This window comes from Hyphomicrobium methylovorum, from assembly GCF_013626205.1.
Lineage (GTDB): Bacteria > Pseudomonadota > Alphaproteobacteria > Rhizobiales > Hyphomicrobiaceae > Hyphomicrobium_B > Hyphomicrobium_B methylovorum.
Genome location: NZ_QHJE01000001.1, coordinates 2,102,870 through 2,128,567 on the forward strand (window position 1 = coordinate 2,102,870; position 25,698 = coordinate 2,128,567).

General features: G+C 59.9%; 24 protein-coding genes. 5 read left to right on the plus strand and 19 right to left on the minus strand.

Features of this window, described 5'->3' with window-relative positions; all coding sequences use genetic code 11:
• The first annotated feature begins 15 nt into the window (after positions 1-15).
• Positions 16-2,712: a TonB-dependent receptor gene (locus DLM45_RS10170; RefSeq protein ID WP_181337004.1), complete on the plus strand. Its 2,697-nt coding sequence runs from the start codon at positions 16-18 to the stop codon at positions 2,710-2,712.
• Positions 2,713-2,938: 226 nt separating this feature from the next.
• On the opposite strand, the gene DLM45_RS10175 is transcribed toward DLM45_RS10170, so the two are convergent.
• Both DLM45_RS10175 and DLM45_RS10180 read right to left on the minus strand, forming a co-directional pair.
• A complete protein-coding gene (locus tag DLM45_RS10175; protein WP_181337005.1) occupies positions 2,939-4,579 on the minus strand; it encodes a CpsD/CapB family tyrosine-protein kinase in 1,641 nt (546 codons plus the stop codon).
• Between the two features lie 170 nt (positions 4,580-4,749).
• Entirely contained in the window at positions 4,750-5,115 is a 366-nt protein-coding gene (locus tag DLM45_RS10180) for a hypothetical protein (protein WP_181337006.1), read from the minus strand.
• A 194-nt stretch (positions 5,116-5,309) separates the two neighbouring features.
• On the opposite strand from DLM45_RS10180, the gene DLM45_RS10185 reads away from it, so the two are divergent.
• A complete protein-coding gene (locus DLM45_RS10185; protein WP_181337007.1) occupies positions 5,310-6,278 on the plus strand; it encodes a 2-hydroxyacid dehydrogenase in 969 nt (322 codons plus the stop codon).
• A 229-nt stretch (positions 6,279-6,507) separates the two neighbouring features.
• Here the strand turns inward: DLM45_RS10185 and DLM45_RS10190 are convergent, their stop codons facing one another.
• The 5 genes from DLM45_RS10190 to DLM45_RS10210 all read right to left on the minus strand — a co-directional run bounded on the left by DLM45_RS10190 (position 6,508) and on the right by DLM45_RS10210 (position 10,390).
• Complete coding sequence (locus DLM45_RS10190; RefSeq protein WP_181337008.1) at positions 6,508-6,813, minus strand: HPr family phosphocarrier protein; 306 nt, start codon at positions 6,811-6,813, stop codon at positions 6,508-6,510.
• A gap of 19 nt (positions 6,814-6,832) precedes the next feature.
• Positions 6,833-7,234 carry a PTS sugar transporter subunit IIA gene (locus DLM45_RS10195; protein WP_181337009.1) on the minus strand — a complete coding sequence of 134 codons (402 nt, stop codon included), beginning with the start codon at positions 7,232-7,234 and terminating at the stop codon, positions 6,833-6,835.
• A 106-nt stretch (positions 7,235-7,340) separates the two neighbouring features.
• Positions 7,341-7,835 carry an HPr kinase/phosphorylase gene (locus tag DLM45_RS10200; RefSeq protein ID WP_181337010.1) on the minus strand — a complete coding sequence of 165 codons (495 nt, stop codon included), beginning with the start codon at positions 7,833-7,835 and terminating at the stop codon, positions 7,341-7,343.
• The gene (locus DLM45_RS10205; RefSeq protein WP_181337011.1) at positions 7,819-9,660 is read right to left on the minus strand and encodes a stimulus-sensing domain-containing protein; all 1,842 of its coding nucleotides are present in this window, start codon (positions 9,658-9,660) and stop codon (positions 7,819-7,821) included. Before DLM45_RS10205 ends, DLM45_RS10200 begins: the two co-directional genes overlap by 17 nt.
• 25 nt (positions 9,661-9,685) lie before the next feature.
• Positions 9,686-10,390 carry a response regulator transcription factor gene (locus tag DLM45_RS10210; RefSeq protein ID WP_181337012.1) on the minus strand — a complete coding sequence of 235 codons (705 nt, stop codon included), beginning with the start codon at positions 10,388-10,390 and terminating at the stop codon, positions 9,686-9,688.
• Between the two features lie 433 nt (positions 10,391-10,823).
• Here DLM45_RS10210 and DLM45_RS10215 point away from each other — a divergent pair, with 433 nt between their 5' ends.
• Entirely contained in the window at positions 10,824-12,413 is a 1,590-nt protein-coding gene (locus DLM45_RS10215) for a phosphoenolpyruvate carboxykinase (RefSeq protein ID WP_181337013.1), read from the plus strand.
• Between the two features lie 77 nt (positions 12,414-12,490).
• Here DLM45_RS10215 and DLM45_RS10220 read toward each other — a convergent pair whose 3' ends face one another.
• Positions 12,491-13,834 carry an amidase gene (locus tag DLM45_RS10220; protein ID WP_181337014.1) on the minus strand — a complete coding sequence of 448 codons (1,344 nt, stop codon included), beginning with the start codon at positions 13,832-13,834 and terminating at the stop codon, positions 12,491-12,493.
• A 229-nt stretch (positions 13,835-14,063) separates the two neighbouring features.
• Between DLM45_RS10220 and DLM45_RS10225 the strand changes: the two genes are divergently transcribed.
• Positions 14,064-15,269 (plus strand): pyridoxal-phosphate-dependent aminotransferase family protein, encoded by a 1,206-nt coding sequence (locus DLM45_RS10225; protein ID WP_181337015.1) that lies wholly within the window; start codon positions 14,064-14,066, stop codon positions 15,267-15,269.
• Between the two features lie 86 nt (positions 15,270-15,355).
• On the opposite strand, the gene DLM45_RS10230 is transcribed toward DLM45_RS10225, so the two are convergent.
• The 3 genes from DLM45_RS10230 to DLM45_RS10240 form a co-directional block, all read right to left on the minus strand.
• Complete coding sequence (locus tag DLM45_RS10230) at positions 15,356-15,679, minus strand: DUF2853 family protein (RefSeq protein WP_181337016.1); 324 nt, start codon at positions 15,677-15,679, stop codon at positions 15,356-15,358.
• 143 nt (positions 15,680-15,822) lie between these two features.
• Entirely contained in the window at positions 15,823-16,218 is a 396-nt protein-coding gene (locus DLM45_RS10235) for a thioredoxin fold domain-containing protein (protein WP_181337017.1), read from the minus strand.
• 141 nt (positions 16,219-16,359) lie between these two features.
• On the minus strand, positions 16,360-17,019 hold the full coding sequence (locus tag DLM45_RS10240; protein ID WP_181337018.1) for a DUF1007 family protein: 660 nt from the start codon (positions 17,017-17,019) through the stop codon (positions 16,360-16,362).
• Between the two features lie 192 nt (positions 17,020-17,211).
• Here DLM45_RS10240 and DLM45_RS10245 point away from each other — a divergent pair, with 192 nt between their 5' ends.
• Positions 17,212-18,237 (plus strand): zinc ABC transporter substrate-binding protein, encoded by a 1,026-nt coding sequence (locus tag DLM45_RS10245; RefSeq protein WP_181337019.1) that lies wholly within the window; start codon positions 17,212-17,214, stop codon positions 18,235-18,237.
• A gap of 25 nt (positions 18,238-18,262) precedes the next feature.
• Here DLM45_RS10245 and phoB read toward each other — a convergent pair whose 3' ends face one another.
• The 8 genes from phoB to DLM45_RS10285 form a co-directional block, all read right to left on the minus strand.
• Positions 18,263-18,964: a phosphate regulon transcriptional regulator PhoB gene (phoB, locus tag DLM45_RS10250; RefSeq protein ID WP_181337020.1), complete on the minus strand. Its 702-nt coding sequence runs from the start codon at positions 18,962-18,964 to the stop codon at positions 18,263-18,265.
• A 31-nt stretch (positions 18,965-18,995) separates the two neighbouring features.
• On the minus strand, positions 18,996-19,709 hold the full coding sequence (gene phoU / locus DLM45_RS10255) for a phosphate signaling complex protein PhoU (protein WP_181337021.1): 714 nt from the start codon (positions 19,707-19,709) through the stop codon (positions 18,996-18,998).
• A gap of 64 nt (positions 19,710-19,773) precedes the next feature.
• Positions 19,774-20,562, minus strand: coding sequence for a phosphate ABC transporter ATP-binding protein PstB (pstB, locus tag DLM45_RS10260; protein WP_181337022.1), 789 nt, complete (start codon positions 20,560-20,562; stop codon positions 19,774-19,776).
• Positions 20,559-21,410: a phosphate ABC transporter permease PstA gene (gene pstA / locus DLM45_RS10265; protein WP_181337023.1), complete on the minus strand. Its 852-nt coding sequence runs from the start codon at positions 21,408-21,410 to the stop codon at positions 20,559-20,561. The genes pstB and pstA overlap by 4 nt, the downstream gene beginning before the upstream one ends.
• 2 nt (positions 21,411-21,412) lie before the next feature.
• A complete protein-coding gene (pstC, locus tag DLM45_RS10270; protein ID WP_246317602.1) occupies positions 21,413-22,315 on the minus strand; it encodes a phosphate ABC transporter permease subunit PstC in 903 nt (300 codons plus the stop codon).
• Between the two features lie 169 nt (positions 22,316-22,484).
• A complete protein-coding gene (pstS, locus tag DLM45_RS10275; protein ID WP_181337025.1) occupies positions 22,485-23,531 on the minus strand; it encodes a phosphate ABC transporter substrate-binding protein PstS in 1,047 nt (348 codons plus the stop codon).
• 326 nt (positions 23,532-23,857) lie between these two features.
• Positions 23,858-25,165, minus strand: coding sequence for an ATP-binding protein (locus DLM45_RS10280; RefSeq protein WP_181337026.1), 1,308 nt, complete (start codon positions 25,163-25,165; stop codon positions 23,858-23,860).
• Positions 25,166-25,184: 19 nt separating this feature from the next.
• Positions 25,185-25,694 carry an RrF2 family transcriptional regulator gene (locus DLM45_RS10285; RefSeq protein WP_181337027.1) on the minus strand — a complete coding sequence of 170 codons (510 nt, stop codon included), beginning with the start codon at positions 25,692-25,694 and terminating at the stop codon, positions 25,185-25,187.
• Positions 25,695-25,698: the final 4 nt, after the last annotated feature.

The following is a 25,698-nucleotide window of genomic DNA, read 5'->3' on the forward strand; positions in this document are numbered from 1 at the left end:
AAGGGGAATCGGGGGATGAGGCGTCATCTAATAGCGTCGGCTGCGACCGCTGCCATGTTCGCAGTCATGAGTGGCTCTGGGTCCGCTATCGCGCAGGATCAGGGCAACACTACCCCTCCCGCAGATACTCCGCCGACTGCAGAAACGCCCGCAGCGCCCCCTGCCGCTGGGCAGGGAACAAATGCCGAGAACTTGCCAGAAGTTCGGGTCATCCAGCAGAACAACGCTAAACCCAAGCCCGTTAAGAAAGCTCAGAAGCCAAAAGCTCCGCCGCCGGTCGCCGTCGCTCCGCAGCCGATGCCCGAAGAGGAAGTGCCGGCACAGACCAGCGATACGGCATCGGGCCCGCCCGCTGAAGTGAATATGTCTCCGTTGAGCGGAAGCGCTATTCCGGTCGCGAAGGTGCCGAGCAGCGTTTCGCAGGTTACGGCGACGGACTTCAAACGCGACGAGACCGTCATTCCGCAGGAAGCACTGCAGGCCCGCGTGCCCGGCGTCATCGTTGGCGATCTTCAGGGCAACCAGTTCCAGACGAACGTCCAGTTCCGCGGCTTTGAAGCGTCGCCCGTCAACGGCGTGGCGCAGGGCCTTGCCGTTTATCAGAACGGCGTCCGCATCAACGAGTCGTTCGGCGATACGGTCAACTGGGACTTCCTGCCCTCGAACGCCATCAACGACATCACCGTGATGACGGGCAATCCGTTGTTCGGCTTGAACGCAATCGGTGGTTCGATTGCCATCAACATGAAGGATGGCTTCAACTATCAGGGTGCCGAAGTGGATACGCGCTTCGGTTCGTACGGCCGTAAGCAGGTTTCGACGCAGGCTGGTTATCAGTCGGGTAACTTCGGCATCTACGGCGCATTCGAAGGCATCAACGACGATGGCTTCCGCGACTTCTCTGATGCGGAGATCCGTCGTGGTTATGCTGACCTCGGATTCAAGAATTCCTGGTCGGAGTTCCACTTCAGCTTCACCGGCGCGGACAACCACGTAGGTGTTACGGCTGCAGCGCCCGAAGAATTGCTGAACCAGCGTGGCTGGGACCGCACCTTTACGTCGCCGCAGACGACCGACAACCAGCTGCAACTCTATCAGCTCAACGGCCGGGTGCAGGCGACGCAGACCCTCGAGGTTGCGGCCAATGCCTACTACCGCAGGTTCAAGCAGAGGCACGTTGACGGCAACATCGCCGAAGCTGAGGAGTGCGACGACAATCCTGGCCTTCTGTGCATCGAAGACGGCGTAGCGTTCGGCAAGCCGGGCATTGCAGGCGTCAATCCTGACGGCACTATCAACTTTGATCCAACCGCAAACTATGGATCGATCGATCGAACATCGCAGGATGCCGATAGCTGGGGCGTGGCTCTGCAGGCGACCGACAAGTCGCGCCTGTTCGGATACCGCAACCAGTTTACCGTCGGCACAAGCTACGATCACGGTCGCGTCGGTTACACAGCAAACAGCGAGCTTGGCACCTTCCTGCCGCGCTTCGTCGTGGCTGGTACGGGCATCCAATTCCAGGCGCCGCCGGAAGGTCCGTGCCCTGTGCCGATCGAGCCGGGCGAAGAGTGCGGATCGGATGACGTGACGCCGCGCGATATCACGACGAAGAACGATTACTTCGGTGCATACTTCAGCAATACGACCGATCTGACGGATCGTTTGGCTTTGACCGTCGGTGGCCGCTTCAACTATGCGCGCATCGAAATCAAGGACAATACGGGCGAAGAAGAGCTGTCGTTCCTGAACGGCACGAACACCTACAATCGCTTCAATCCGATGGCTGGCCTCACGTATCAGCTGGCACCCGGTCTCTCGCTCTATGGCGGATATTCGGAAGCGAACCGCGCTGCGACGCCGGCTGAAATCGCCTGCGCCGATCCCGAGCATCCGTGCATCATCGAAAGCTTCCTGACGGCGGATCCTCCGCTGAAGCAAGTTGTCTCCCGCACCTGGGAACTCGGTGTACGCGGCGAGACGAAGCTCGGCTGGAAGGGTGATCGGATCAACTGGGGCGTCGGCGCATTCCACACGCTCAACACCGACGATATCTTGAGCGTTGCTGACGAGACCTCCAACGGTCGCGGATACTTCCTCAACGCCGGTAGAACGTTGCGGCAGGGTGTCGAGGCGAGCATCGAGTATCGTTCGCAGCGCCTCTTCGCCTACGCCAACTACACCTATGTCGATGCGACGTTCCGCGATTATCTGACCTTGTCTTCACCGGATAACCCATTTGCAGGCGAGTGCCCTGAAGGTGCCGGCGGTGATGACGACGACGATGATGAAGCACATTGCGTCCAGGTGCGGCCGGGCAACCGTCTGCCGGGCACACCGCAGCACCGCTTCAAGATCGGCTTCGACTACTGGATGACCCAGAAGTGGAAGTTCGGTGCCGACCTGCTGGCTGTCAGCGACCAGTTCTTCACGGGCGACGAAGGCAATCAGGATCGTCCGCTGGCGGGCTTTGCAAGGCTGAACCTGCACACGTCCTACGACATCACGGACAACATCCAGATCTATGGTTTGTTCGAGAACGTGACGGACAACTACTACGGCATCTACGGTACGTACTTTAACGTCGAAGCAGCCAACGTTGGCGGTAAGGCTGATACTCCGCCGATCCAGTTCGACGAAGACGGTACGCACCGGTCGATTACTCCGGCTATCCCGTTTGCGGCTTATGGTGGCGTAAAGGTGAGATTCTAAGTTGCCCTCGTAAACCTACTCCCGAAACTGCCAGGCGGCGGAGCACATCAGCTCCGCCGCTTTTTTCTTGTCTGCAGGGTGGTTCGGAGAAGCAGATTTGAGTGCGGCAGGGCTGCTGCGATTGGAGCAGGCAGCGATGCGGCGCGGCTTAGACCATTGGGAGCGGGAGCAGCGGTTCTACGTCGTTGTAGGAAGTTCGGCGCCAAGCAGAAGCGAATTGGCTGCTTCAGGCTGCGCGTGATCGGAACGTCGGGAAGGCGGCTGCGCCGCGGATCTCACCGAAGATGTCGGCGAAGCTCATCACTCTCGTCGCGTGTCCAGCAGCGACGTCCGTCAGAACTGCCGCGACGACCTTGCGCCGGTTTTGTTCGAACAATTGCAGTGCCTGCTGTGCGACGTGCTCGGGAGTTCTGTCCCAGGCGGTCACGAAAATGATGTCGTCGGCAATGTCGGCGAGAGCGCGCGCGTCGGCCGCTTCCATGAGTGGCGTTGCGGATAGGATCACGGTTTCAAAGCCGCCGCGCAGTCCCTTCAAAGCCTCGCTCATGTGACGCGATTTCAAGACGTCTTCCGGGCGTAAGCCAGATGGGCCCTGACCGGCGGCCGGAAGAAAATGTAGCCCTGTCGTTGCGTCGCGCAGGATGGCGTTCTCGACGTTTTGGCCCGCAGCAATCTGCTCGAACATGCCCCGCTCGATCCGGCCTGCAAGCTGTCGCGTCAGCCCTCGTCCGCGAAGATCGGTATCAACCAGCAGCGGCGAACGGTTCGCCATCGCGAGTTCGTGCGCGATGTTGGAGGCAAACAGTTCGGCGCCCTCGCCGTGGACCGCGGAAACGCAAAGAAGGAGGCGGCCGGAACTGCTGCTTCGCCGATCGTCAAGCACGCGGCAGGTTTCTCGAACGGCATCGGCGTAGCTGCCTTGGGGTTCGCTGAGCACGACACGGCAGGCGCGAGATGGTGTAGCTGTGGCCGCGTTTTCGGCGAATTGTGGAATCGTCGTTACGTGAGAGCAGGCGAATACGCCCTTGGCGCGTCGTCGTTGTCCGGCGGGTGAGGCGCGCAGTTCGAGCGCCAGCGCGATCAGGATCGCGATAAGCAATCCGCCACCGAAGGCGAGTGCCGTTGTTTTCACTCGGTTCAACGAGGACGGCTCTAGCGGAGGTTGGGCTTTCGCGACCATACGGGCACCGGCGAGCGGCGCACCGTATTTGGTCATTAAAGATGCGAACATACGTTCGGATGCTGTTTCTCCAGCAGCGGGAGTTTTGGTGCTTCCGTCTTCGGTCTGCTCCTGGAGCTCGATTTCTGTCAGGCGGTTTGCTTCATGGGCCAAGTATGCTTCGGCGACGGCATTGGCGACCCGCGCGGACTTCTTAGGATCGGGCGATGAAAATCGAATGTTGACGAGGAGCGTGTTGCGCAGGCGCGAAACCGTCAACCCGCTATAGATGGCCGCTGTCGCCATTGTTTTGTCGTCGCTGCCGGGCTTCAGAATCGTGAGAACGCGCGCGGGAAGGCTCGGTTTGATTTGCGGGTCGTTTTCGAGATGCAGTGCTTCGGCGGCTCTTGCGATGACAGGCTCGGACCTTAGGACCGCGATCTCGGAATCGATCGGGTCGCCGCCCGTGATCCTTGCGCCCGTCTCGGCTTCGGAAAGAGCGAGGCTGTGGCGCGGATCGATCTGGAGAATGGCGCTGGCGACATATCGGTTCGGGAGGAACGACACGATCGTGGCAGTCAGCAGCGCTGCCGCGACCGGCAATGCGACGACGGCCTTGATCCGCTTGTGAACGGCAGCGCGCAGGCGGCCAAGTGCTGACGCATGGGGTGCGGGCATTTCAGCGACGGGTTGTGTCTTCTGCTTCATGCGTTCGCAGTTCGTGAGGCGGGGCGTCGCCGTCGCCAATCGTGGAGGTTCGCCGGAATTCACCGGCGGAAGCCGAATCACCCGGTCATTGTCGGGCTCAAAGGTGAACGGGACGTTGTTAACGAAATGGCAGCCGGCGCGGCATGAGGTTGCAGCTACGCAATTTATCCCTAGTTCGAGAGCGTCGCCGTGTTTCCGGTGACGTCGTAGGCGCATCGGGTGCCGGCCGTTGCACTCGTCAGCACGAGATAGGGATCGCGGAAGCGGCGCGACCAGAGCGGATTTTGCGTATCCCAGATGGCGACGTCCACATCGGCGTTGCCAAGCGTCGTCTCGATGCCGGTTTCGCGGCCCCACGCAGCGGCTGTGATCCGCGCGTTTTGCGTACGCGGTGCCGATGCCTTCCGGCAGGCTTCGAGCGCTCGCTCGCTATAGGCATTGGCCAAAGCTTCGCCCATGACTGAGCGATAGGTCCGGTCTTGGCTCCAGACTTTGAAGCAGGCGAGCAGCGCCAGCATGATGACGATGATGCGCATGGCGCCACCTTGTATTCGAGGCGAAATACGCCGCCCCCGCGTACCGTTAAAGATATAGGCCGCGCGTGAAAAAATGGTTTCTGAGCGTCCGGTTGCGGTGCGATGCGCCGTTGTGACGGGCTTGTCAGCCAAGGCCCGGTCGGGCACAAGCGTTGGTCTACGAACAAAAGAATGCCCGGGAGAGCCTGATTTCCATGTCGAAGAAGAAGATTTTGATCACCTGGCCGTTGCCGGAGGCTGCAATGGCCCGCGCGCGCGAGTCCTATGACGTCATCGCCCACGGCGACGATCCGAAGATTACGATCGATGAGATGATCGAGACGGCGAAGTCCGTCGATGCGCTTCTGATCACGCTCAATGAGAAGTGCCGCAAAGAGGTCATCGATCGCATTCCCGAGAACATCAAGTGCATCTCGACGTATTCGATCGGCTTCGATCATATCGATCTCGACGCCTGCAAGGCACGGGGTATCAAAGTCGGCAACGCGCCGCATGGCGTGACCGTCGCGACTGCTGAAATCGCAATGCTGCTGTTGCTCGGTTCGGCGCGTCGCGCTGGCGAAGGCGAGAAGATGATCCGCACGCGCTCGTGGCCGGGTTGGCAGCCGTTGCAACTTGTTGGCCAGCGTCTCGATAACAAGACGCTCGGCATCTACGGCTTCGGAAAGATCGGTCAGGCGCTTGCGCAGCGTGCGCGCGGCTTCGACATGAACGTTCACTACTACGACATCTATCGCGCGAAGCCTGAAGTCGAAGCGAAGTACAACGCCACGTATCACGACTCGCTCGACAGCCTGCTCAAGGTTTCGCAGTTCTTCTCGATCAACGCGCCTTCGACGCCGGAGACGCGCTACTTCTTCAATAAGGAGACGATCGAGAAGCTGCCGCAGGGCGCGATCGTCGTGAATACGGCGCGTGGCGACCTTGTGAAAGACGACGACGTGATTGCAGCTCTGAAGTCGGGCCGTCTCGCCTATGCCGGGTTTGACGTGTTCGCGGGCGAGCCGAACATCAACGAAGGCTACTACGATCTGCCGAACACGTTCCTGTTCCCGCATCTTGGATCGGCGGCCATTGAGGCGCGCAACCAGATGGGCTTTGAAGCGCTCGACAACATCGACGCGTTCTTTGCTGGCAAGGACATGCCGTTCAAGCTGGCGTAATCGCGCTCAGGTCTATCGGTATAAAGACTGTTTTATCGCTGGGGCTGCTCAATCGAGCGGCCCCTTCGTTTTTTGGGGGTATGTGTGGCTGACAAATGGACGACGGGCTTCGCCCGAGTCTTGCGCTGGATCCCCGGCCGTCATTCGCTTTGCTCACTTGGCCGAGGATGACGAGATGAGTGTCATTCGCTTTGCGCGTTTGGCCGAGGATGACGTGAGGAAAGTAGCGTCAGTCGTCGTCGACGCATTCTTCATGGAAGCCCGCTTCGACAAGACGGACGAGCGCTGCGAGCGCTTCCGGCCCTTGCGGTCCTTGCGCGACGAGATGCAACTCTGCTCCCGGCGAAGCGGCGAGCATCATCAGGCCCATGATGGATGTGCCACCAACGGATTGGCCGTGATGCGTGACTGTGACGGTCGCTTGATAGCTTTCGGCGCACTTCACGAACTTCGCGGATGCACGCGCATGAAGGCCTTTGATGTTGCGTATTGTAACGACGGCTTCAGGTCGGGGGCTGTTTGACAGCTCAGGCATTACGTTCTCTCAGCCAGATTTAGCTTCCGGTCAATTCTTGGCTCGCGACCTTAATGTATTTCTGCCCCGCGTCGCGGGCCATTATTACCGCGGCCGGTAATGGCACTTCGTTGCGGATGCTCGCGAGTTTCACCAGAATAGGTAGGCTGATGCCGGCGATGACTTCGGCCTTCGTTTCATCCATGACGGAGATTGCCAGATTGGATGGCGTGCCGCCAAACATATCTGTGAGGATGATGACGCCGGAACCATCCGTTACGCGACCGACCGCGTTCAGAATATCAGCGCGGCGCTCTTCCATGTCGTCATCGGGGCCGATTGCGACAGTCTCGAGAGCTTCCTGAGCGCCAACGACGTGTTCCAGCGCGTTGCGAAACTCTTTTGCAAGGCCACCATGCGTGACGATGACGAGTCCGATCATGATGGCAGCCGATTGCAGTTCCATTTGGCAGCGGCTTAAAGGCCGGGCCGATTGCGCGGAAGGTGGCAAGTGTTTGCCGTAGGTGCAAGCTATATTTAGTGGGTGTTCACGGCGTATATAAGGTGGGTGGTAATCCGGCCAGCTGCAAGGCAGCGACGACCTTCTGGGGCGCGGACGTGGTGAACGGCGCGAGCCTTAGCACTGGAATTTCGAACTTCGCACAGAGAACTTTTTTCCAAGGGTCTGGAAACCTTTCGAAAGGTTCATCCGTGCTGAGGTCAATCACCAGGACGATCTCGGCGGATGGCGCGGCCTTTACGTCGATAATACCGATGCCACGGACTTCCAGGCGGCCGCGGATTGTCTCTGGCGCCGATGCGAGCAAGCGTATGCGGCCCGCTGTTTCGTCCCGTGTGAGGATCACCTGATCGTCTGAAATGAGCTCCACCGCGCTTGAAAGCAGGGTGGACGGCGCGAGCGAGAGGCAGCGGAGCGCGAGGTCGGATTTGCCCGAACCCGAGGGGCCGCGGATCAACGCGCCGCGTCCGCCCACGGCAATTGCGGTGGCGTGGATGCGCTCGCTCTCAGGTTCGCCAGGCAAGCCCGGCCCCCTCTATCGTTAATGGGAGCCGCACCGTGAAGCGCGCTCCGGCGATGCCGCTGCCGGTATTCCGCGGCAGGTTTTCGGCGAAAATTTCTCCGTGATGGCTGGCCACGATCTCGCGCGAGATCGAAAGGCCGAGGCCGGAATTCTTGCCGCGTTTGGTGTCGGTCTGCGGACGATCGCTGTAGAAGCGGTCAAAGATCTGGCCGAGCCGGTCTTCTGGAATGCCGGGGCCTTCATCGTCGATTGTGATTTCGACTTTTTGGCCGACGGGGCGGGCGCGCACTGTCACTTTGCCGTTCTCGGGCGAGAAGGACAACGCGTTGTCGATCAGGTTTGTGAACACCTGGCCAAGCCTGCTGTCGTTGCCGCGCACGCGGTAGGCGACGGCGGCGGCCGGTTCCACCTCAAGTGAGATGTCGCGCGTGTCGTCGGCCAGCATGTCGACGAAGAGTGCGTTCACCGATTCGAGCACGCTGCGGATATCGACGGGCTGCATCTGCTGGCGCGCAAGTTCCGCGTCCAGCCGCGAGGTGCTGGAAATGTCGTTTATGAGCCGGTTGAGGCGCTTCAGCTCAGCCTGGATTTCATTCACGAGTTCGGTGCGGTCGGAATCCGATTTCGCGTAGGCGAGAGCTTCGGCCGTCGAACGGGCAGCGGCGAGCGGGTTTTTGAGTTCGTGTGCAACGTCGGCGGCGAACTTTTCGCTGCCTTCGATGCGTTTATAGAGTGCGTTGGTCATCGCCACGAAAGCGCGGCTGGTTTGACCGACTTCGTCACGGCGCTCCGTTAGATCAGGAAGCTCCTGACGCGCTGAGATATTTTCAGTGACGTGATTGGCGGCTTCCGACAGGCGACGCATCGGCCCGGCGACGGTGCGCTCCAGGACGAGAGAGCTACCGATTGCGACGAGCAGCGCCATCGCAGCGATTTGCAGGATCAGCCAGCGTTCGTCCCACAGGATGTCATCGATGTCGCCCGGCTGTGTTGAAACGAGAAGGACGCCGAGGACCTTGTTGCCGCGCTTGATCGGCTCCGCCATCGAGACGATTTGCTGCCCGCGTTTATTGAGCAAAAGGATCGGCGTTTCGACGCCCTGTTGGGCCGCGATCTTCACTTCGGGATAGAGGAAGCCGTTTGCAGTGCCGAGTTCGCGATAGACTTTCAGCTCTTTGTTGATGAGCCAGTAGTTCACGCGCGTCCAGAAATTACGAAGGCGCGGAGCGGGACTATTGTCGGCGCCAGCGCTCGACTGCGTATCGTCGGAAAAGAGAGTCTCGCTGTTGATAATGAGCGTGCCCTTCGCCGAATAGACGCGGGCTTTGAGGTTTGCAGGCCCGACGAGCTTGCGAAGCACGACGGCGGCCTGATGCGGGTCTATCGGTAACTCGAGCGCGGCAAAGGCATCGTCGCGTTGCGCCCACGGCGCGGTTTTTTCCGGCAGGCGGTTGGGGTCGAAGATGGCGCGCTCATTCACGGCGCGGTAGGCGATGGCTTCGGACGTGATGCGTGACACCGTCTTTACGACGTCGACCTTGGCGTCGAGCAGCCAGCCGTGATGCAGGCTGAAGTAGAGCATCGCGAAGAGAAGCACCGCGAGGCCGACGAGGTTCGCGAGCAAGATGCGGCGGCGCAGGTTCTTGCGAAGCGCGCGGGCGATCCAGCCACGCGAAATCCACCGGCCTGCACCCGCGACGAGCGACGCGGCCGCGTCGCCGATATCGAATTTGCGCCGAGGGGCCGTGCGGGGTGGATCGTCGACGTCGATAGCCGAAGATGGAAGAGCGGCGGCTGCCGCTATTTCATTGGTGTCGAGCGCCATCCATTCCCCATTGACGGCGGACCGTTCATTCCTTGAAACGGTAGCCCACGCCGTAGAGCGTTTCGATCACGTCGAAATCGTCGTCGACCTGCTTGAACTTTTTCCGCAGCCGCTTGATGTGGCTGTCGATTGTGCGGTCGTCAACATATACCTGATCGTCATAAGCGGCATCCATCAGAGCGTCGCGCGTCTTGACGACACCTGGCCGCGTGGCCAGCGCCTGTAGGATAAGAAATTCCGTAACCGTTAGCGTAACCGCCTTGTTGTCCCAATGGCACGTATGACGCTCGGGGTCGAGCTTCAGCTTGCCGCGCTCAAGCACGCGCTTCGCTTCATCTTCGACCGTGGTGCCGTCTTTCGGAGCGGCGCGGCGAAGAACCGCTTTCACGCGTTCGACGATCAGGCGCTGCGAGAACGGCTTGGCGATGTAATCGTCGGCGCCCATCTTGAGGCCGAACAGCTCGTCGATTTCCTCGTCCTTGGAGGTGAGGAAGATAACGGGCATCGCCGATTGCTGGCGAACGCGGCGAAGAAGCTCCATGCCATCCATGCGCGGCATCTTGATATCGAAAATTCCGAGATCGGCCGGCTCTTCAGTCAGGGCTTCGAGGGCGGACACACCGTCGCCGTAGGTGCGAACTTTGTAACCCTCCGCCTCCAGCGCCATGCGCAGCGAGGTGAGAATGTTCCGTTCGTCATCGACGAGTGCGATCGTACTCTTTTCTTTCATATTTTCCTCTCACGCCCCCGCGTGTGCCGCAGGCAGTCTGGCCGCCGCTGCCGCATATGGTGGCATGGTGGACCAATTGTGGCATCCAAGTCCATTAGGACGCCTGAGACTGAATGGTACCTGAATATGCGACCCAGGCTGCATGAGCAAGGCGAAGCGCAGGGTTTGCGCGCTGCAACGAGCGAAGAAACGTGCGAGGCCTGAACATTTCCACTTGTTTCGCACAGATGGCGTAAGCGGCGAAATTTTGTGCAGGAACATGCGATTACGAAAATCCCTGCGATCGACATGTCTAGGACGAAGGGACGGCTTGAGCTTGCCTTGATCCTTTTCTAATGAGCCAAGACTGCGCGCATGCAGCATAATCGGTTGTATGTTGGGCATTCAGACGGTTCGCCGGCTCATCCGGTGCGGACCGTAAGGGCATGTTGCAATGACCATTCAGCTTTTTCCGATTTCAAAAACCGACAAAATTCACCGCAACCTTCGCGAAGCCGACCTCGTCGAGCATGTCATTCGCCGACGCGAAGGCCGGCTTGCCGCGAGTGGTGCCGTCGTCGTCGAGACGGGGCAGCACACCGGGCGATCTGCGGAAGACAAATACATCGTCCGAGATTCCACGACGGCCGATGCGATCTGGTGGGATAACGCCAAGGAGATGAGCGAGGAGCAGTTCGACCGGCTGCTTTCGGATTTCATCGACTTCGCGCGTCACAAGGAACTGTTCGTCGAAGATTTGTTCGCGGGCGCAAATCCCGAACATCGGCTCAATACGCGCATCGTTACGGAATATGCGTGGCACGCGCTGTTCATTCGACATTTGCTGCGTCGTCCTGGAAACGAAGAGCTGGCGCATTTTGTTTCTGAGTTCACGGTTGTCGATCTGCCCGGCTTCCGCGCCGCGCCGCACTATCACGGTACGCGAACGGAAACGGTGATTGCGTGCAATTTCACGAAGCGTCTCGTGCTGATCGGCGGCACGAGCTACGCGGGCGAAATCAAGAAGAGCGTCTTTTCATTCCTGAACTATCTGCTGCCGCAGAAGAACGTTATGCCGATGCATTGCTCGGCGAACGTCGGCAAGGATGGAACTTCGGCGGTCTTCTTCGGGCTTTCGGGAACGGGCAAGACGACGTTGTCGGCTGATCCTTCGCGCGAGCTTCTGGGTGACGACGAGCATGGGTGGGCCGATACCGGCATCTTCAATTTCGAAGGCGGCTGCTACGCGAAGACGATCCGGCTTTCGAAGTCTGCGGAGCCTGCGATCTGGGATGCTTCGAACCGTTTCGCCACGGTACTCGAAAACGTCGTGATTGATCCCGAAACGCGCGTTCCCGATTTCGATGACAACAGGCTGGCCGAAAATGCGCGCTCGGCTTATCCGCTCGAAGCGATCAGCAATACGAGCCCTACGGGCGTTGCAGACCATCCGAAGAACATCGTCATGCTGACGGCGGATGCCTTCGGCGTATTGCCGCCAATTGCGAAGCTGACGCCGAGCCAGGCGATGTATCACTTTCTCTCGGGTTTCACGGCTAAAGTCGCCGGGACGGAGAAGGGAATGGGATCGGAGCCGAAGCCGACATTTTCGACGTGCTTCGGTGCGCCGTTCATGCCGCGTCATCCGAGTGTTTACGGCAACCTCCTTCGTAAGCTGATTGCCGATCACAATGTCGATTGCTGGCTGGTCAACACCGGGTGGACGGGTGGCAAGTATGGCGATGGCAAACGTATGCCGATTGCCGTGACGCGGGCGCTTCTCGACGCCGCTCTTTCAGGCACGTTGAAATCTGCGCAAATGCGGATCGATCCGGTGTTTGGATTCGAAGTTCCGGTTGCGCTCGAGGGTGTCGATCCGAAGGTTCTCGTGCCGCGCGATACGTGGGCGAACCCCGCTGACTACGATGCGATGGCGGCGAAGCTTGCGCTTATGTTCCACGAGAACTTCGCGAAGTATGCGCGTTACGTCGATGCCGACGTGGTTGCGGCGGGTCCGGCGATCGGACGCTCGAAGGCGGCGTGAGAACTGAAGGCGTCTTCGACGAGTCTTCGTTGTTGGCGCTGGCGACTCTCCTCCGTCGAGCCGGCCGCCAGCGCAGGCTAGCCTCGGGCACCTTTGTCGGTAGTCATCCACTTGGCGACGCGGAGGAGCGCTGCATCGCTGCCGCGTGCGGAGGTCAATTGTACGCCGACGGGCAGGCCATCGATTTCGATCAGCGGAAGCGAAATGCAGGGCATGCCAAGGTAGGTCCAAAGGCCGTTGAAGACGGGGCTTCCAGTTGAGGCCAGACCGATTGGCGCGACTCCGGTTGCGGCGGGCGTCAGGATCGCATCGTAATTTCCGAGTACGGCGCAGAGCGCTTCGTACAGGCTTTCCTGTTCCTCGCGCGCGGCGGCATAGTTGGACGAGGAGAACGTGCGGCCTTCGGCGATGATCTCTTTCAGCTTGGCGGAAATCGCATCCGGATTTGCGTCGGCAATCGGGCCGTAGTTTCGGGCGATGTCGGAGAACTGCACGATTTGCTGAAGGCGGAGGATCTCATCGAACTCTGCTGGCAGAGGCGTTTCGACAACTTCGGCGCGTGCGCCAAAGCTGCCAGCGAAATCATCGAACGCGGCTTTCATTGCGGCCTCGGCTTGCGGCCATCCGGGCGAGCGGACGTAGGCGAAGCGCGGCACTTTGGGGCCCGGTTCTGCCAGAGCATCTACGAGCGAAGGACGATTGCCTGGCGCCATGCCGGTATCCGCCGGGTCATGGGCGCTGATCGCATCGAACAGAAGCGCGATGTCGTCGACGGAGCGGGCATAACCGCCGAGCGTATCAAGCGGTTCGGACTGGGGCAGGACACCGGTGCGGGAGGTGTAGCCGAATGTCGGCTTGAAGCCGACGGTGCCGCAGTAGGACGCCGGACGAATGGTTGAACCGGCGGTTTGCGATCCGAGCGCTAAGAAAACCTGATCGTCTGCCACGGCAGCAGCAGAGCCCGAGGATGATCCTCCGGGCGTCCGTTCGAGGTCGCGCGGATTGCGCGTTTTTCCGGGTCCGAAGAACGCGAGCTCCGTCGTTACCGTTTTTCCGAGCAGAACGGCGCCTGCGGCTTTCAACTGAGCGACGATGAAAGCGTCTTCCGAGGTTTGGTTCCCCGCGAAAACGGATGAGCCGTACTCGGTTGGAAAATCGGTCGTGTGGATAATGTCTTTAATGCCAACCGGGATGCCCGTGAGCGGCGAAACGCTTTTGCCAGCAGCGCGGCGGGCGTCGGCTTCCTGAGCGGACTTACGGGCGGCTTCGGCATTGAGATGCGCCCAGGCGCCGACATCCGAATCGCGCTCCGCGATGCGGGCGAGACATGCGTCCACAAGCTCCAGCGACGTCAGCGTCCCGGCTTCCAGTTCGGCGCGCGCCTCCGTGGCCGTCAGATGAGCGATGTTTCTCTCCGCCATGGTCACGAACCCCACTTGTTCAAAAAATCAACCGGTTAGCCGTTTGATGGGCCAGCCATTCAAAACTTGCAAGCTGGCGGGGGCAGGGAGGGGCCAGGGGTTCGCGTTTTGCTGCCAGCGAGACAAAATGCGCGAAAGAACGGGGAAAATGCATCGATCTGCTAATTGTATCCGGAGCGGCAGCGTATTACGACAGCGGCACTAAATTCACCCAGCCCCGAGGAACATGATGACGAACGCGCCCCGCCGCCCTGGCCGGCATTTCCTTCAGATTCCCGGCCCGACGCCGGTTCCGGAGGGAATTCTTTCGGCAATGTCGCGGCAGATCCTTGACCACCGTGGGCTTGAATTCCAGCAGCTTGGCAAGCGCGTGTTGAGCGGCATCAAGTCGGTTTTCAAGACGCAGAGCCACGTCATCATTTATCCGTCGTCCGGCACGGGCGCCTGGGAAGCCGCGCTGACGAATACGCTGTCGCCGGGCGATAAGGTTCTGATGTGCGAGACGGGCCAGTTTGCCGTGCTCTGGGCCGGAATGGCGACAAGGCTCGGTCTTGATCCCGAGGTTATTCCGACGGACTGGCGGATCGGCGCTGATGCCAGCCTCATCGAGCACAAGCTGCGGGCAGACACCGCGCACAAGATCAAGGCCGTTTGCGTCGTTCACAACGAGACGTCCACGGGTTGCCTGACGCGGATTGATGAAGTTCGTCGCGCGATGGATGCCGTGAAGCATCCGGCGCTGCTGATGGTGGATTCGATTTCGGGTCTTGCTTGCGCCGATCTGCGTCACGACGAGTGGGGCATCGACGTTACGGTCTCCGGATCGCAGAAGGGCATGATGCTGCCGCCGGGTCTCTCCTTCACGGCGATCAGCGCGAAGGCGCTCGACGCATCGAAGACGGCTGGGCTCAAGCGGTCGTACTTCTCGTGGGACGATATGCTGGCGAACAACTCGAACGGGTTCTTCCCATATACGCCTGCGACTGGCCTGCTCTACGGGCTGGCAGAAGCGATCGACATGCTCAACAGCGAAGGCCTTGAGAACGTATTCCAGCGCCATGCGCGGCTTTCGGAAGCAACGCGCCTCGCTGTTCGCGTGTGGGGTCTTGAGCTCGTATGCCGTGACGCGAAGTATTATTCGCCTGCGGTGACGACCGTGCTCATGCCGGACGGACATAACGCTGACGCGTTCCGCAAGATCGTGCTCGACAATTTCAACATGTCGCTCGGCACGGGGCTCAACAAGCTGGCCGGGAAGGCGTTCCGCATCGGTCACCTCGGCGACACGAACGAGCTGACTGTGCTCGGCGCGTTGACCGGCGTGGAGATGGGTCTGGAGTTGGCGGGCGTGCCCCATAAGAAGGGCGGCGTCGCGGCGGCTATGAGCTACATCGCTGAGACGGCTCAACCGGCGAAAGAAGCGGAAGCAGCCTGAGTGCTCGCTCTCGACTGTGCTGTGGCGGCGTGAATTGCGCCGCCTCGTCGGCGCCCGCGTAATTTTCTGCGGGCGCCTAAAGCGGATCAGCCTGCGAGGGCTGCGAGCTTTCCAGCCTTTTCGGCGAGAAGATAGTAGAACGTCACGCGCTGCTTACGGTTGTCAGCTTTCATGACCGTGCAGACGTCGTGGATCGCGCTGTCGAGCTTTGCGTCGTCGTCCGTCAGCGCGAGCTTTTTCTTGAGCCAGCTATCGCGAACGGTTGCGAGTTCGTCCTTGCTCGAACACGAAACGAGAGAGGCGTCCGCGCTTTTAAGTGCGATGCCGAGATGTTTGACGATGGCTGCTACGGCCTTCTCGTCAACGTTCGGCTGATAGCGCTTAATGTCCTCGGCGTACTTTGCATCCATAAGAATTGTCTCCTGCTGCTAGCTCGCGCCACCACCGCGTCGTCCAGCGCGCATGGCCTTCGATTCGCGAGTGTTGCATCGAAGGATGACGCGGATTGGAAGGATTGTCGTCTTGTTCGCGGCGGCTGGTAAAAAATTTACGATCAGGGCGCGGACGACCGCAAGTAATGAATTGAATGGAAGAAGTTTTCCGGTCCGACGTAGCCGGCGATGCGATCGATTTCGCGGTTCGATTTTACGACGATGAAGGTCGGGACGATGTCGACCGGAGACGTAAATTCCATCTCGGTATTGTCGAGAACGTTCACGTCGATAAAGCGGACGGGCATGTCTTTGCCGTCATTGGAGGCCTGGAAGGCGGGGAGAACGTCACGCCGGAATAGTTTGCAGTAGATGCAACCGTCGGCTTCGACGACGATGAGCTGGAAGCCGCTTTCAATTGCCGGGGGCGAGGCGCTGCCGTCTAAGCCCGCGAAAGGCGCGCGCAAGGGCGTTGCCAACAGCAGGGCGAAAGTTGCGGCGGTGAAGAGGCGAAGCATCCATTTTCCCCGAGAACGCAGTGGTCGTTACAAGTCTTAAACTCTCGCCGCGCGATGGGGTTCGAAAACTTTAAGCACTAGTTAATCGCCGTCTCGGATTGGGACTACGGGCGCGCCGTGATCCCGGACGTCGCGATCGCGCTACGAGCCTTTGCAGCTTACGGCAACGGTTTTGTAGGAGCCGAAGCCGAGCGCGTCGCCGCCGAATTGCTGCACGATCGCGTCTCCGAGCTTCTTGGCCTGCTCGTCCTGCTTTTCGGCATCGGGATCGATCATCGTTGCGCTGCAGCCTGCTGGAGCGGAAGCAAGTTTCACGCTGTCTGTTTTCTCGGGCTCGAAGGCGATGAAGAACGACGGATCGAACACCGCGAACGTCAGGCCTTCCGCTTTGGCTGGCACAGGCTTCTCAAGCGTGAGCCGGAAATGGAGGCTCAACACTTTGTTCTTATATTCCAGGCGCTCATTCGTCGGCGGCTTAAACGTGAGCTTGTCGGCGCCGAGCTTGGCAACGGTGAAGTAGTTGAACTCCTTCAGGCCCTCCATGTTGACCTTCAGCAGTTCGGCCAGTTCTTTCTCGTCGTAGTTGCCGTCGTTATTGGTATCGAGTCCTTCGAGCGCCATGACGGAATAGGCGTCGTCGAACGACCAGATGTGGTCGACGCCGGTGACGACGTCTTTGTCGTAGTCGACCGTCATTTCATACGTGACCCAGACGTGGGGATGGGCGACTACCGGTGTTGCGATAGCCAATGCAGCCAAAGCCGTAAACAAAGAGAAGAGCGTCGATTTCGTACCCAGCACGTGTGGCCTCTTGCATGTCCGAAAGTGAGCGGTGCGTTTTCGTTGCTGTTGTACGCACGCACGGGCAACGTGGCGACAATGCGACACGGAGCGCAGCGTGCCATATGCCAGGGAGAGGCATGACGGCGTATTGCGGCGGGAGTACGGAGATTGTTATAATATACGGATAGCTCGCGAGGCGGTGATTTTTCGATGTTTTTGAGATGGCCGACGGCCGTGATTCTTGGCGTTTTCGGCCGAAGTGCTTCGGCATTCGTGTGGTCGGCGATGTTTTTGCTGGCGTTTGCGGGGGCTGCCCGCGCCAACACGCCGAACGTGGTCGTGACGATCAAGCCAATCCACGCGCTCGTTGCGCAGGTGATGGAGGGTGTCGGCGAGCCGCGGCTGCTCGTTGATGGTTCGGCGTCGCCGCATACGTTTTCACTGCGCCCTTCAACGGCGCGTGCGATTAACGGTGCCGATGTGTTCATCCGCGTGTCCGAGGCGATAGAGCCTTTCACGCGAAAGATCGTTTCGACGCTGTCACCGAACGTAACTGTGCTGACTCTCGCGGATGCTCCCGGTGTGCGGCTTCTCGATCGCCGCGCTGGGGGGACTTTCGAAACGCATGCTCATTCGCATGAGGGCCATGAGGCGCATGATGAGCACCAGCATGAAGGACACGCACACACGCACGCGCATGACCTCGACGATGCCGCGAAGGACGGGCACATCTGGCTCGATCTGGAAAACGCGAAAGCGATTGTTGCAGATGTGAGCGCGACGTTGGCCAAGCGGTTTCCCGAACATGCGTCACGGATCGAAGCTAATGCAGCGGCACTCGAAAAGCGTATCGACGGCCTGAAGGGCGAATTGGCGGCGGTTCTTGCGTCGGCATCTGACCGGCCGTTCGTCGTGTTTCATGACTCGACGCAATACTTTGAGAAAGGCTTCGACGTTCACGCCGCTGGGTCGATCACGGTCAGCCCGGATGTGCCGCCAAGCGCGCGCCGCCTAACGGACGTGCGCCGGAAGATTGCGTCGCTCGGCGCCGTTTGCGTTTTTAGCGAGCCAAGCTTTCAGCCGAAGCTCGTCGAGGCTGTGACGGAAGGGACTGAAGCGCGCTCAGGCACGCTCGACACCGAAGCGCAGCTTCTGACGCCCGGACCCGATCTCTATTTCGAATTGATGCGCGGATTGGCAAAGAGCCTCGCGGGCTGTCTCTCTTCGCAGAGTTGAGCCAGCCGCGAGGCTTGAGCAAACGTTAGGCTGCGTCTGCCTGACGGCCGTCGAACACGTATCCCGCGCCGCGGACCGTGCGGATGGGATCGCTTTCATTGCCGCGGATCAGCGATTTCCTCAGGCGACCGATGTGGACGTCGACCGTGCGCTCATCGACTTCAGCCGATTGACCCCAGACGCGATCCAGCAACTGGCTGCGCGAGAGGACACGCCGCGGGCTCTCGAGGAACACTTCGAGCATGCGGTATTCGGTGGGACCGAGGCGGACTTCACGCGCGCTGCGCGTGACGCGATGGGCACCGCGATCCATTGTGATCTCGCCGGAAACGAGGGTGTCGCTGAGGCGCTCGGGCGACGTGCGCCGGAGAAGCGCTTTGATGCGCGCCATCAATTCCTGAACCGAGAACGGCTTCGTCACGTAGTCGTCGGCGCCGGTCGTCAGGCCGCGAACACGGTCGGCTTCTTCGCCGCGTGCTGTGAGCAGGATGATCGGCAATGCTTCCGTTTCGCTGCGATTGCGCAGACGGCGGCAGAGTTCGATCCCGGAGATTTTCGGGATCATCCAATCCAGAATGGCGAGATCGAACGTTTGCTCGGCGAGCAGGAGTTCGGCCTCTTCGCCGTCGGCTGCATGCACGACGTCGTAGCCTTCCGAGTTCAGATTGTAACGCAGAAGCTCGACGATCGGAGCTTCATCTTCGACAACGAGAATTTTAGCTGCCATGACTTAGGCCTTTTATCTCCCTGGTCCGCGATTACTGACGCGGGGTGATGAGAGTTGATGCCGTCTTGTCGCCCTTCGGACGGTCGTCCGCGATCGGCACGCCGTGCACGAGATAGTAGACGTTTTCGGCAATGTTGGTCGTGTGGTCACCGATGCGCTCGATGTTCTTGGCGCCGAACAGGAAATGCGTGCAGAGCCCGATGTTGCGCGGATCTTCCATCATGTAGGTGAGGAGTTCGCGGAACAGCGAATTGTACATCGCGTCGACCTGCTGGTCGGCATGCCAGACCTTCATCGCCTTGTCGGCGTCGAGAGACGCCAGCGAGTCGAGGACGTCCTTCAGCTGCGTCTGGACCATCTCGGTCATGTGGCGCATGCCGGTCATCAGCGGCTTCGGATACGTTTCGCCCGCGACGGCGAGCGCGCGCTTGGCGATGTTCTTCGCAAGGTCGCCGATGCGCTCGAGGTCGCCCGCGATTTTCAACACCGTCATGATGTGACGGAGATCGTTGGCGATCGGCTGGCGGCGAGCGATCATCACGATCACCTGCTCCTGCACTTCTCGCTCAAGCGAGTCGAGGACAGCGTCGCTCGATACGGCGGTTTCGGCGAGCTGGGGATCGCGCCGTTCGAGCGCGTCCATCGCCTGCACCAAAAGCTTTTCGGCATAGCCGCCCATCTGAGCGATGCGACGGTCGAGGAGTTTGAATTCATCCTCGTACGATTTGACGGTATGTTCGTTCATAGCGGTCATTCCTGAAAGTACCGGCCTGAATCGCAGGCCTTAAAGGCTGGTTTCTGGCGCTATTCTAGCCGAAGCGGCCTGTAATGTAGTCCTGCGTGCGCTTGTCGGTCGGGTTCATGAAGATCTGTTTGGTCTCGGAGAATTCCAGCAATTCGCCCAAGTACATGAACGCCGTGTTCTGAGAGACGCGCGCAGCTTGCTGCATGTTGTGCGTGACGATCGCGATCGTGAAGTCGTGTTTCAGCTCGTCGATCAGTTCTTCGATCTTGGCGGTCGAGATCGGATCGAGTGCGGAGCATGGCTCGTCGAACAGAATGACCTCGGGCCGAATGGCAACGGTGCGTGCGATGCACAGACGCTGCTGCTGGCCGCCGGAGAGGCTCAGACCGCTGCTGTGCAGCTTGTCTTTCACTTCTTTCCAAAGCGCCGCTTTTTCCAATGCGGATTCGACGCGCGCATCGACTTCGGATTTCGGCAGGCGCTCATAGAGGCGAATGCCGAATGCGATGTTTTCGTAGATCGTCATCGGGAACGGCGTCGGCTTCTGGAACACCATGCCGATGCGCGAACGAAGCAAATTCAAATCCTGCTTCGGGCTGAGGATGTTCTCACCGTCGAAGATGGCCTCACCTTCGGCGCGCTGGTTCGGATACAGATCGTACATCCGGTTCAGCACACGCAGCAGCGTGGACTTGCCGCAACCCGACGGGCCGATGAAAGCCGTCACTTGCTTCTCATAGAGAGGCAGCGAGATGCTCTTCAGCGCGTGCGTCGAGCCGTAGTAGAACTGCAGATTCCGGACCGAGATCTTTTCCGTGAGACCCTGGTCTAGGGTTTTAGACATGACATTCATTGTTGCGTCCTTGAAGACCCTAACCAACGTGCAAGAATACTGAGAGTGAGCACCGCTGCGGTGATCAGGAGCGCGCCCGCCCAAGCGAGACGCTGCCAATCTTCATACGGGCTCAATGCGTACTGGAAGATCACCACCGGCAAACTTGCAATCGGAGCGTTAACGTCGGTGCTCCAGAACTGGTTGTTCAGCGAGGTGAATAGAAGCGGTGCCGTTTCGCCGCTGATGCGTGCGATTGCCAGCAGGACGCCGGTGATCATGCCTGCCCGCGCCGCTTTGTAGGCGACGTTGCGGATGACCATGGATTGCGGCATGCCGAGCGCGCTTGAGGCTTCGCGAAGCGTGTTCGGTACGAGCAGCAGCATGTTCTCCGTCGTGCGGACCACCGTCGGGATGACGAGGATGGCAAGCGCAGCCGCGCCGGCTATGGCGGAGAAGTGCCCCATCGGCCGGACCAGGATTTCGTAAACGAAGAGACCTGTGACGATCGACGGCGCGCTGAGCAGGATGTCGTTGATGAAGCGAATGACGGAGCTAACTTTATTGTAGCGGCCGTATTCCGCCATGTAGGTGCCTGCCAGAATGCCGATCGGCGTACCGACGATAACGCCGATGACCGTCATGATGAGGCTGCCGACGATGGCGTTCAGAAGACCGCCGTCGCTTCCCGGCGGCGGCGTCATTTCCGTGAACACCTGCAAGCCCAGTCCAGCAAAGCCTTTGTAGACCAGCGTGGCGAGGATGACGCCGAGAATGGTGATGCCGAGAGCCGCTGCAAGCCAGCAGAGGGTGACGGTAATCGTGCTTCTCAGGCGGCGGCGGCGATAGCGCCCATGATCGAGTGCCATGTTTAGGTTCCCGCCTTTTTCTCAATGCGCATCAGCATGAGGCGCGCGAGCGCCAGCACGACGAAGGTGATGAAGAAGAGAATGAGACCGAGGGCGATCAGCGACGATGTATAGAGATCGCCAACGGCTTCGGTGAATTCGTTCGCGATGGTTGCCGATATCGTGGTGCCAGGCGCCAGGATCGAACCGGAAATGCGGTGTGCGTTGCCGATGACGAACGTCACGGCCATCGTCTCGCCGAGCGCGCGGCCGAGGCCGAGCATGACTCCGCCGATGATGCCGACGCGGGTGTAAGGAATGACGACGTTGCTGACGACTTCGCGCGTCGTCCAGCCCAGTCCGTAAGCTGCTTCCTTCAATACCGGTGGCACGGTTTCGAATACGTCACGGCAGACAGCGGTGATGAAGGGCAGGATCATCATCGCGAGAATGAGCGACGATGTCAGAATGCCGATGCCGTATGGCGGACCGGAGAACAGCGTTTCGAGTATGGGCACGCCTTTGAACGTCGAGATCAGTTCGGGCTGCACGTAGCGCTGAATGAAGGGGGCGAAGAAGAAAAGGCCCCAGATGCCGTAGATGATGCTGGGAACGCCGGCCAGAAGCTCAATCGCGACGCCGATCGGGCGGCGGAGGGCCATCGGGCAAAGCTCGGTCAGGAAGACGGCGATGCCGATGCTGATCGGCACGGCGACGAGCATGGCGATGATCGACGTCACGATCGTTCCGTAGATGGGAGCGAGGGCGCCGAACTGTTCGGTTACGGGGTTCCAGACCTCGGTGGTCAGGAAGCTGAAGCCGAACGTTTCAAAGGCGATCCACCCACCTGCGACGAGCGAGAGGAAAATCGAGCCCAGAATAATGAGAACGAGATAGGCCGATGACTGGGTGAGCCAGCGGAACAGGACGTCGGTTTTGCGGAGACGTTCAAGGACGCTGCGCCGTTCGGCGGGCGACTGATGCTCAGGGAGATCTACATAGAAGGTCAAGTTTTCCGCTCCGGGAAAGGAAACCGACGTTGCGTCGGAAGGCGGGAGGAGGCGCCACGTAAGGCGCCTCCAAGATTTCCGTCAATCAGTTCGTAGCAAGAACCGGCTTGTCGTCTGCGCCGACGATTTCGGTCCACGACTTCTTGACCTGTTCGACGACGTTGTCCGGCAGCGGCACGTAGTCGAGAGCCGAGGCTTCTTCGTCACCCTTCGCGTAGGCCCACTCGAAGAACTTGAGCGCTTCCTTCACGGCAGCGACGTCCTTCGGCTTCTTGTGGATGAGGATGAACGTCGGGTTGGTGATCGGCCAGGTGTTGGCGCCGGGCTCTTCCGTCAGGATAACGCCCATGCCGGGAGCCTTGGACCAGTCGGCGTTCGCGGCTGCTGCCTGGAACGTGTCCATGGTCGGTGCAACGGTCTTGCCGTCCTTGTTGATGAGCTTGGTGTAGGACAGCTTGTTCTGCTTCGCGTATGCAGATTCAACGTATCCGATAGCGCCCTTCGTCTGCATCACGTTGTTTGCGACGCCTTCGTTACCCTTGGCGCCGATGCCGACGGGGAACTGAACGGAGGTGTTCGAGCCGATCTTCGATTTGAAGTCCGCGCTGACCTTCGAGAGGTAGTTGGTCCAGACGAACGTGGTGCCCGATCCGTCCGAGCGGAAGACAACGGCGATGGCGTCGTTCGGGAGCTTGAGGTCGGGATTGAGCTTCTTGATCGCGGCGTCATCCCAATGGGTGATTTCGCCGAGGTAGATCTTGGAGATGGTCTGACCGTCGAGAACGAGGTCACCCGGCTTGATGCCGTCGATGTGGACGACCGGAACGATGCCGCCCAAAACGGTCGGGAACTGCACGAGGCCGTTCTTTTCGAGGTCTTCAGCGGAAAGCGGCTTGTCGGAAGCGCCGAAGGTGACCGTGTTGGCGATGATCTGCTTGATGCCGCCGCCCGAGCCGATCGACTGATAATTCAAGCCGACGTTGGTCTCTTTCTTGTAGCTATCGGCCCACTTTGCGTAGACCGGGTAGGGGAACGTGGCGCCAGCGCCGGAAATGTTGCCGGCCTGCACTGGGGCAGCCACAGCGGCCGTGACCGCAAGCGCCGCAAAAAGCGCAACCAAAGACTTTTTCACTCGTGTTCTCCTGTTGAACGAGGGCTCTAATTGCCCCGTCACTCCCCTTTGCCGGCCGTGCCCGGCAAAACGTTCTCCGGTTTCGTTTTGTCACCGCATGAACGGCGACAGCACTTTCGAACGCGTCTTCCCCTTGAGGTGTCGCGCGTTTGCTCGCGCATTTCGGCGAGCCGCGACCCTTGTGCCCGGCAAACCCTTTTTGGCGGGCCTCGTTCCGGGGCGTTGGCCGAACCCGACCGCAGCGGGGTGGCCGGCAATGTCATCCATTTCAGGACAACTCAACGCGAGGACGTTCTAGACCTTTGTTGCAATAGATTTGTGACAGATTAACTTATTGAATTACAATTATATTTTAATGCAGGAAGCGTGACTCGAAACGTGGTGCCCTGGCCAACGACTGACTCGACGGATAATTCGGCCGAATGGCGCGTGAGAATGTGCTTGGTGATGGCGAGGCCGAGGCCTGTGCCTCCAACGCGCCGGCTGTGCTCGGCGTTGACACGGTAAAAGCGTTCGGTGAGACGCGGCAAGTGCTCGGGGCTGATGCCCGGGCCGTTGTCTGACACGGAAACGATGGCGTGAGGCGTGGAGCCCGATGCCGCGTCCTTCGAGCTTGGCTTGAACTCGGGCGTGACTGTCACCTTGCCGCTTTCGCGGCCATACTTGATGCTGTTTTCGATCAAATTGTGAAACACCTGGAACAGCTCGTCGCGGTCGCCTAAAGCGACAAGCGGCTCTGGCGTGTTCGCGATCGTAATCTTGATGTCTCGCGCCGCTGCGATGGGTGCGAGCGCGCGGCCAACGTCTGCCAGTAGGCCGTTTACATCGACTGTGCCGGTGGGCTTCAGGTTGGCCTTTTCCTCGGCCCGGCTCAGCAGCAACAGATCGTCGATCAAACGTTTCATGCGATTGGCCTGATCGGCCATGATCGCGAGGAAGCGATCGCGTGCGCCTTCGTCGTTTCGTGCGGGGCCCTGTAGTGTTTCAATGAAGCCGTGCAGTGTCGCGAGCGGCGTGCGCAGTTCGTGGCTCGCGTTTGCGATGAAGTCGGTGCGCATTTCCAGCAGGCGGTGCTGCTCGGATTGGTCGTGCATCGTAATGAGAACCGCCCGCGCCTTGCGATGCTCTGTGTTGCCCAACGCGGAAATCGTAACGATGAAGCGGCGGCCAAGCACCCCGTGTGGCAACAGACGCGAGGTGCGGCGTTCCCCGTTTTCGAGCACGGCGCTCACGGATTCGAGCAGTTCGGGATCCCGACTGACATGTTCTAGAGATTTTCCGGCTTGAAGGAGGTCGAACACAGCGCGCGCCGGTTCATTGTAGCTTTGGATGATCGACGAGCGGTCAACGACGACGGCTGGATCGGGCATCGCAGCCACGACTTCGGGCCACGGTAAGACCTTTTCGCTGCGCGTCCTTTTGACGATCATCTCAAGCATGTCGTCACTCAGCGCATCGCTTCGCCAAATTGCGATGACAGCCGCGCCTATGGTCGCACCGCAGAGGGCCAGGATGACGCTGCGAAATGGTTCGGCCGCGTAAAGCGTGAGCAGAGCTGCGACGGGCGTCGCAACGCAAAAAGCGATGATCCCGAAGCGGCGGATGGACAAGCGTTCGCGAGATCGAAGAGACATCGGAGGTCCGGGCGAAAGACTAAGTCCGGCGCATGCCGCGGGCAGCAGGTCTCTTTGTCGTTGCACGTGTTCGTGTCGTGCGTGCGGGGCCGGTCGTCTCTTCCGTACCCGTCACGTTCGCGATCTCCATCGGCGATCGCACCGCAAGTTCGGCCAGGGAATGCTGATCGAGAACGGAAATGAACGCACCCAGAGCGTCATCAAACATAGCGTTGATGTTCGCAGGGTCGGATTCGGGTGACTTGCGGTTGCGTCCGCCTTCAACTTGGACGCGCGTCACCTCGATCGCGCGAACGATGTCGCCGATGCGAATTTCGGCGGCGGGACGCGCCAAACGGACACCACCGTTCGGTCCGCGCAAGGCCACGACGAAGCCAGCGCGCGACAGGATGTGCACGATCTTGAAGACGTTTTGTTTCGTAACACCCAGACGGCCCGAAATACTGGCAACCTTTACGAGCTGGTCACCTGCGTGGGCACAATCCACCAAAATACGGATTGCGTGTCCGGTTTGCTTCGTTAAGCGCATTTCG

Coding starts and splice junctions, on each gene's coding strand:
- DLM45_RS10170 (WP_181337004.1), top strand. CDS start 16: ATGAGGCGTCATCTAATAGCGTCGGCTGCGACCGCTGCCATGTTCGCA.
- DLM45_RS10175 (WP_181337005.1), bottom strand. CDS start 4,579: ATGAAGCAGAAGACACAACCCGTCGCTGAAATGCCCGCACCCCATGCG.
- DLM45_RS10180 (WP_181337006.1), bottom strand. CDS start 5,115: ATGCGCATCATCGTCATCATGCTGGCGCTGCTCGCCTGCTTCAAAGTC.
- DLM45_RS10185 (WP_181337007.1), top strand. CDS start 5,310: ATGTCGAAGAAGAAGATTTTGATCACCTGGCCGTTGCCGGAGGCTGCA.
- DLM45_RS10190 (WP_181337008.1), bottom strand. CDS start 6,813: ATGCCTGAGCTGTCAAACAGCCCCCGACCTGAAGCCGTCGTTACAATA.
- DLM45_RS10195 (WP_181337009.1), bottom strand. CDS start 7,234: ATGATCGGACTCGTCATCGTCACGCATGGTGGCCTTGCAAAAGAGTTT.
- DLM45_RS10205 (WP_181337011.1), bottom strand. CDS start 9,660: ATGGCGCTCGACACCAATGAAATAGCGGCAGCCGCCGCTCTTCCATCT.
- DLM45_RS10210 (WP_181337012.1), bottom strand. CDS start 10,390: ATGAAAGAAAAGAGTACGATCGCACTCGTCGATGACGAACGGAACATT.
- DLM45_RS10215 (WP_181337013.1), top strand. CDS start 10,824: ATGACCATTCAGCTTTTTCCGATTTCAAAAACCGACAAAATTCACCGC.
- DLM45_RS10220 (WP_181337014.1), bottom strand. CDS start 13,834: ATGGCGGAGAGAAACATCGCTCATCTGACGGCCACGGAGGCGCGCGCC.
- DLM45_RS10225 (WP_181337015.1), top strand. CDS start 14,064: ATGACGAACGCGCCCCGCCGCCCTGGCCGGCATTTCCTTCAGATTCCC.
- DLM45_RS10230 (WP_181337016.1), bottom strand. CDS start 15,679: ATGGATGCAAAGTACGCCGAGGACATTAAGCGCTATCAGCCGAACGTT.
- DLM45_RS10235 (WP_181337017.1), bottom strand. CDS start 16,218: ATGCTTCGCCTCTTCACCGCCGCAACTTTCGCCCTGCTGTTGGCAACG.
- DLM45_RS10245 (WP_181337019.1), top strand. CDS start 17,212: ATGTTTTTGAGATGGCCGACGGCCGTGATTCTTGGCGTTTTCGGCCGA.
- phoB (WP_181337020.1), bottom strand. CDS start 18,964: ATGGCAGCTAAAATTCTCGTTGTCGAAGATGAAGCTCCGATCGTCGAG.
- phoU (WP_181337021.1), bottom strand. CDS start 19,709: ATGAACGAACATACCGTCAAATCGTACGAGGATGAATTCAAACTCCTC.
- pstB (WP_181337022.1), bottom strand. CDS start 20,562: ATGAATGTCATGTCTAAAACCCTAGACCAGGGTCTCACGGAAAAGATC.
- pstA (WP_181337023.1), bottom strand. CDS start 21,410: ATGGCACTCGATCATGGGCGCTATCGCCGCCGCCGCCTGAGAAGCACG.
- DLM45_RS10280 (WP_181337026.1), bottom strand. CDS start 25,165: ATGTCTCTTCGATCTCGCGAACGCTTGTCCATCCGCCGCTTCGGGATC.
- DLM45_RS10285 (WP_181337027.1), bottom strand. CDS start 25,694: ATGCGCTTAACGAAGCAAACCGGACACGCAATCCGTATTTTGGTGGAT.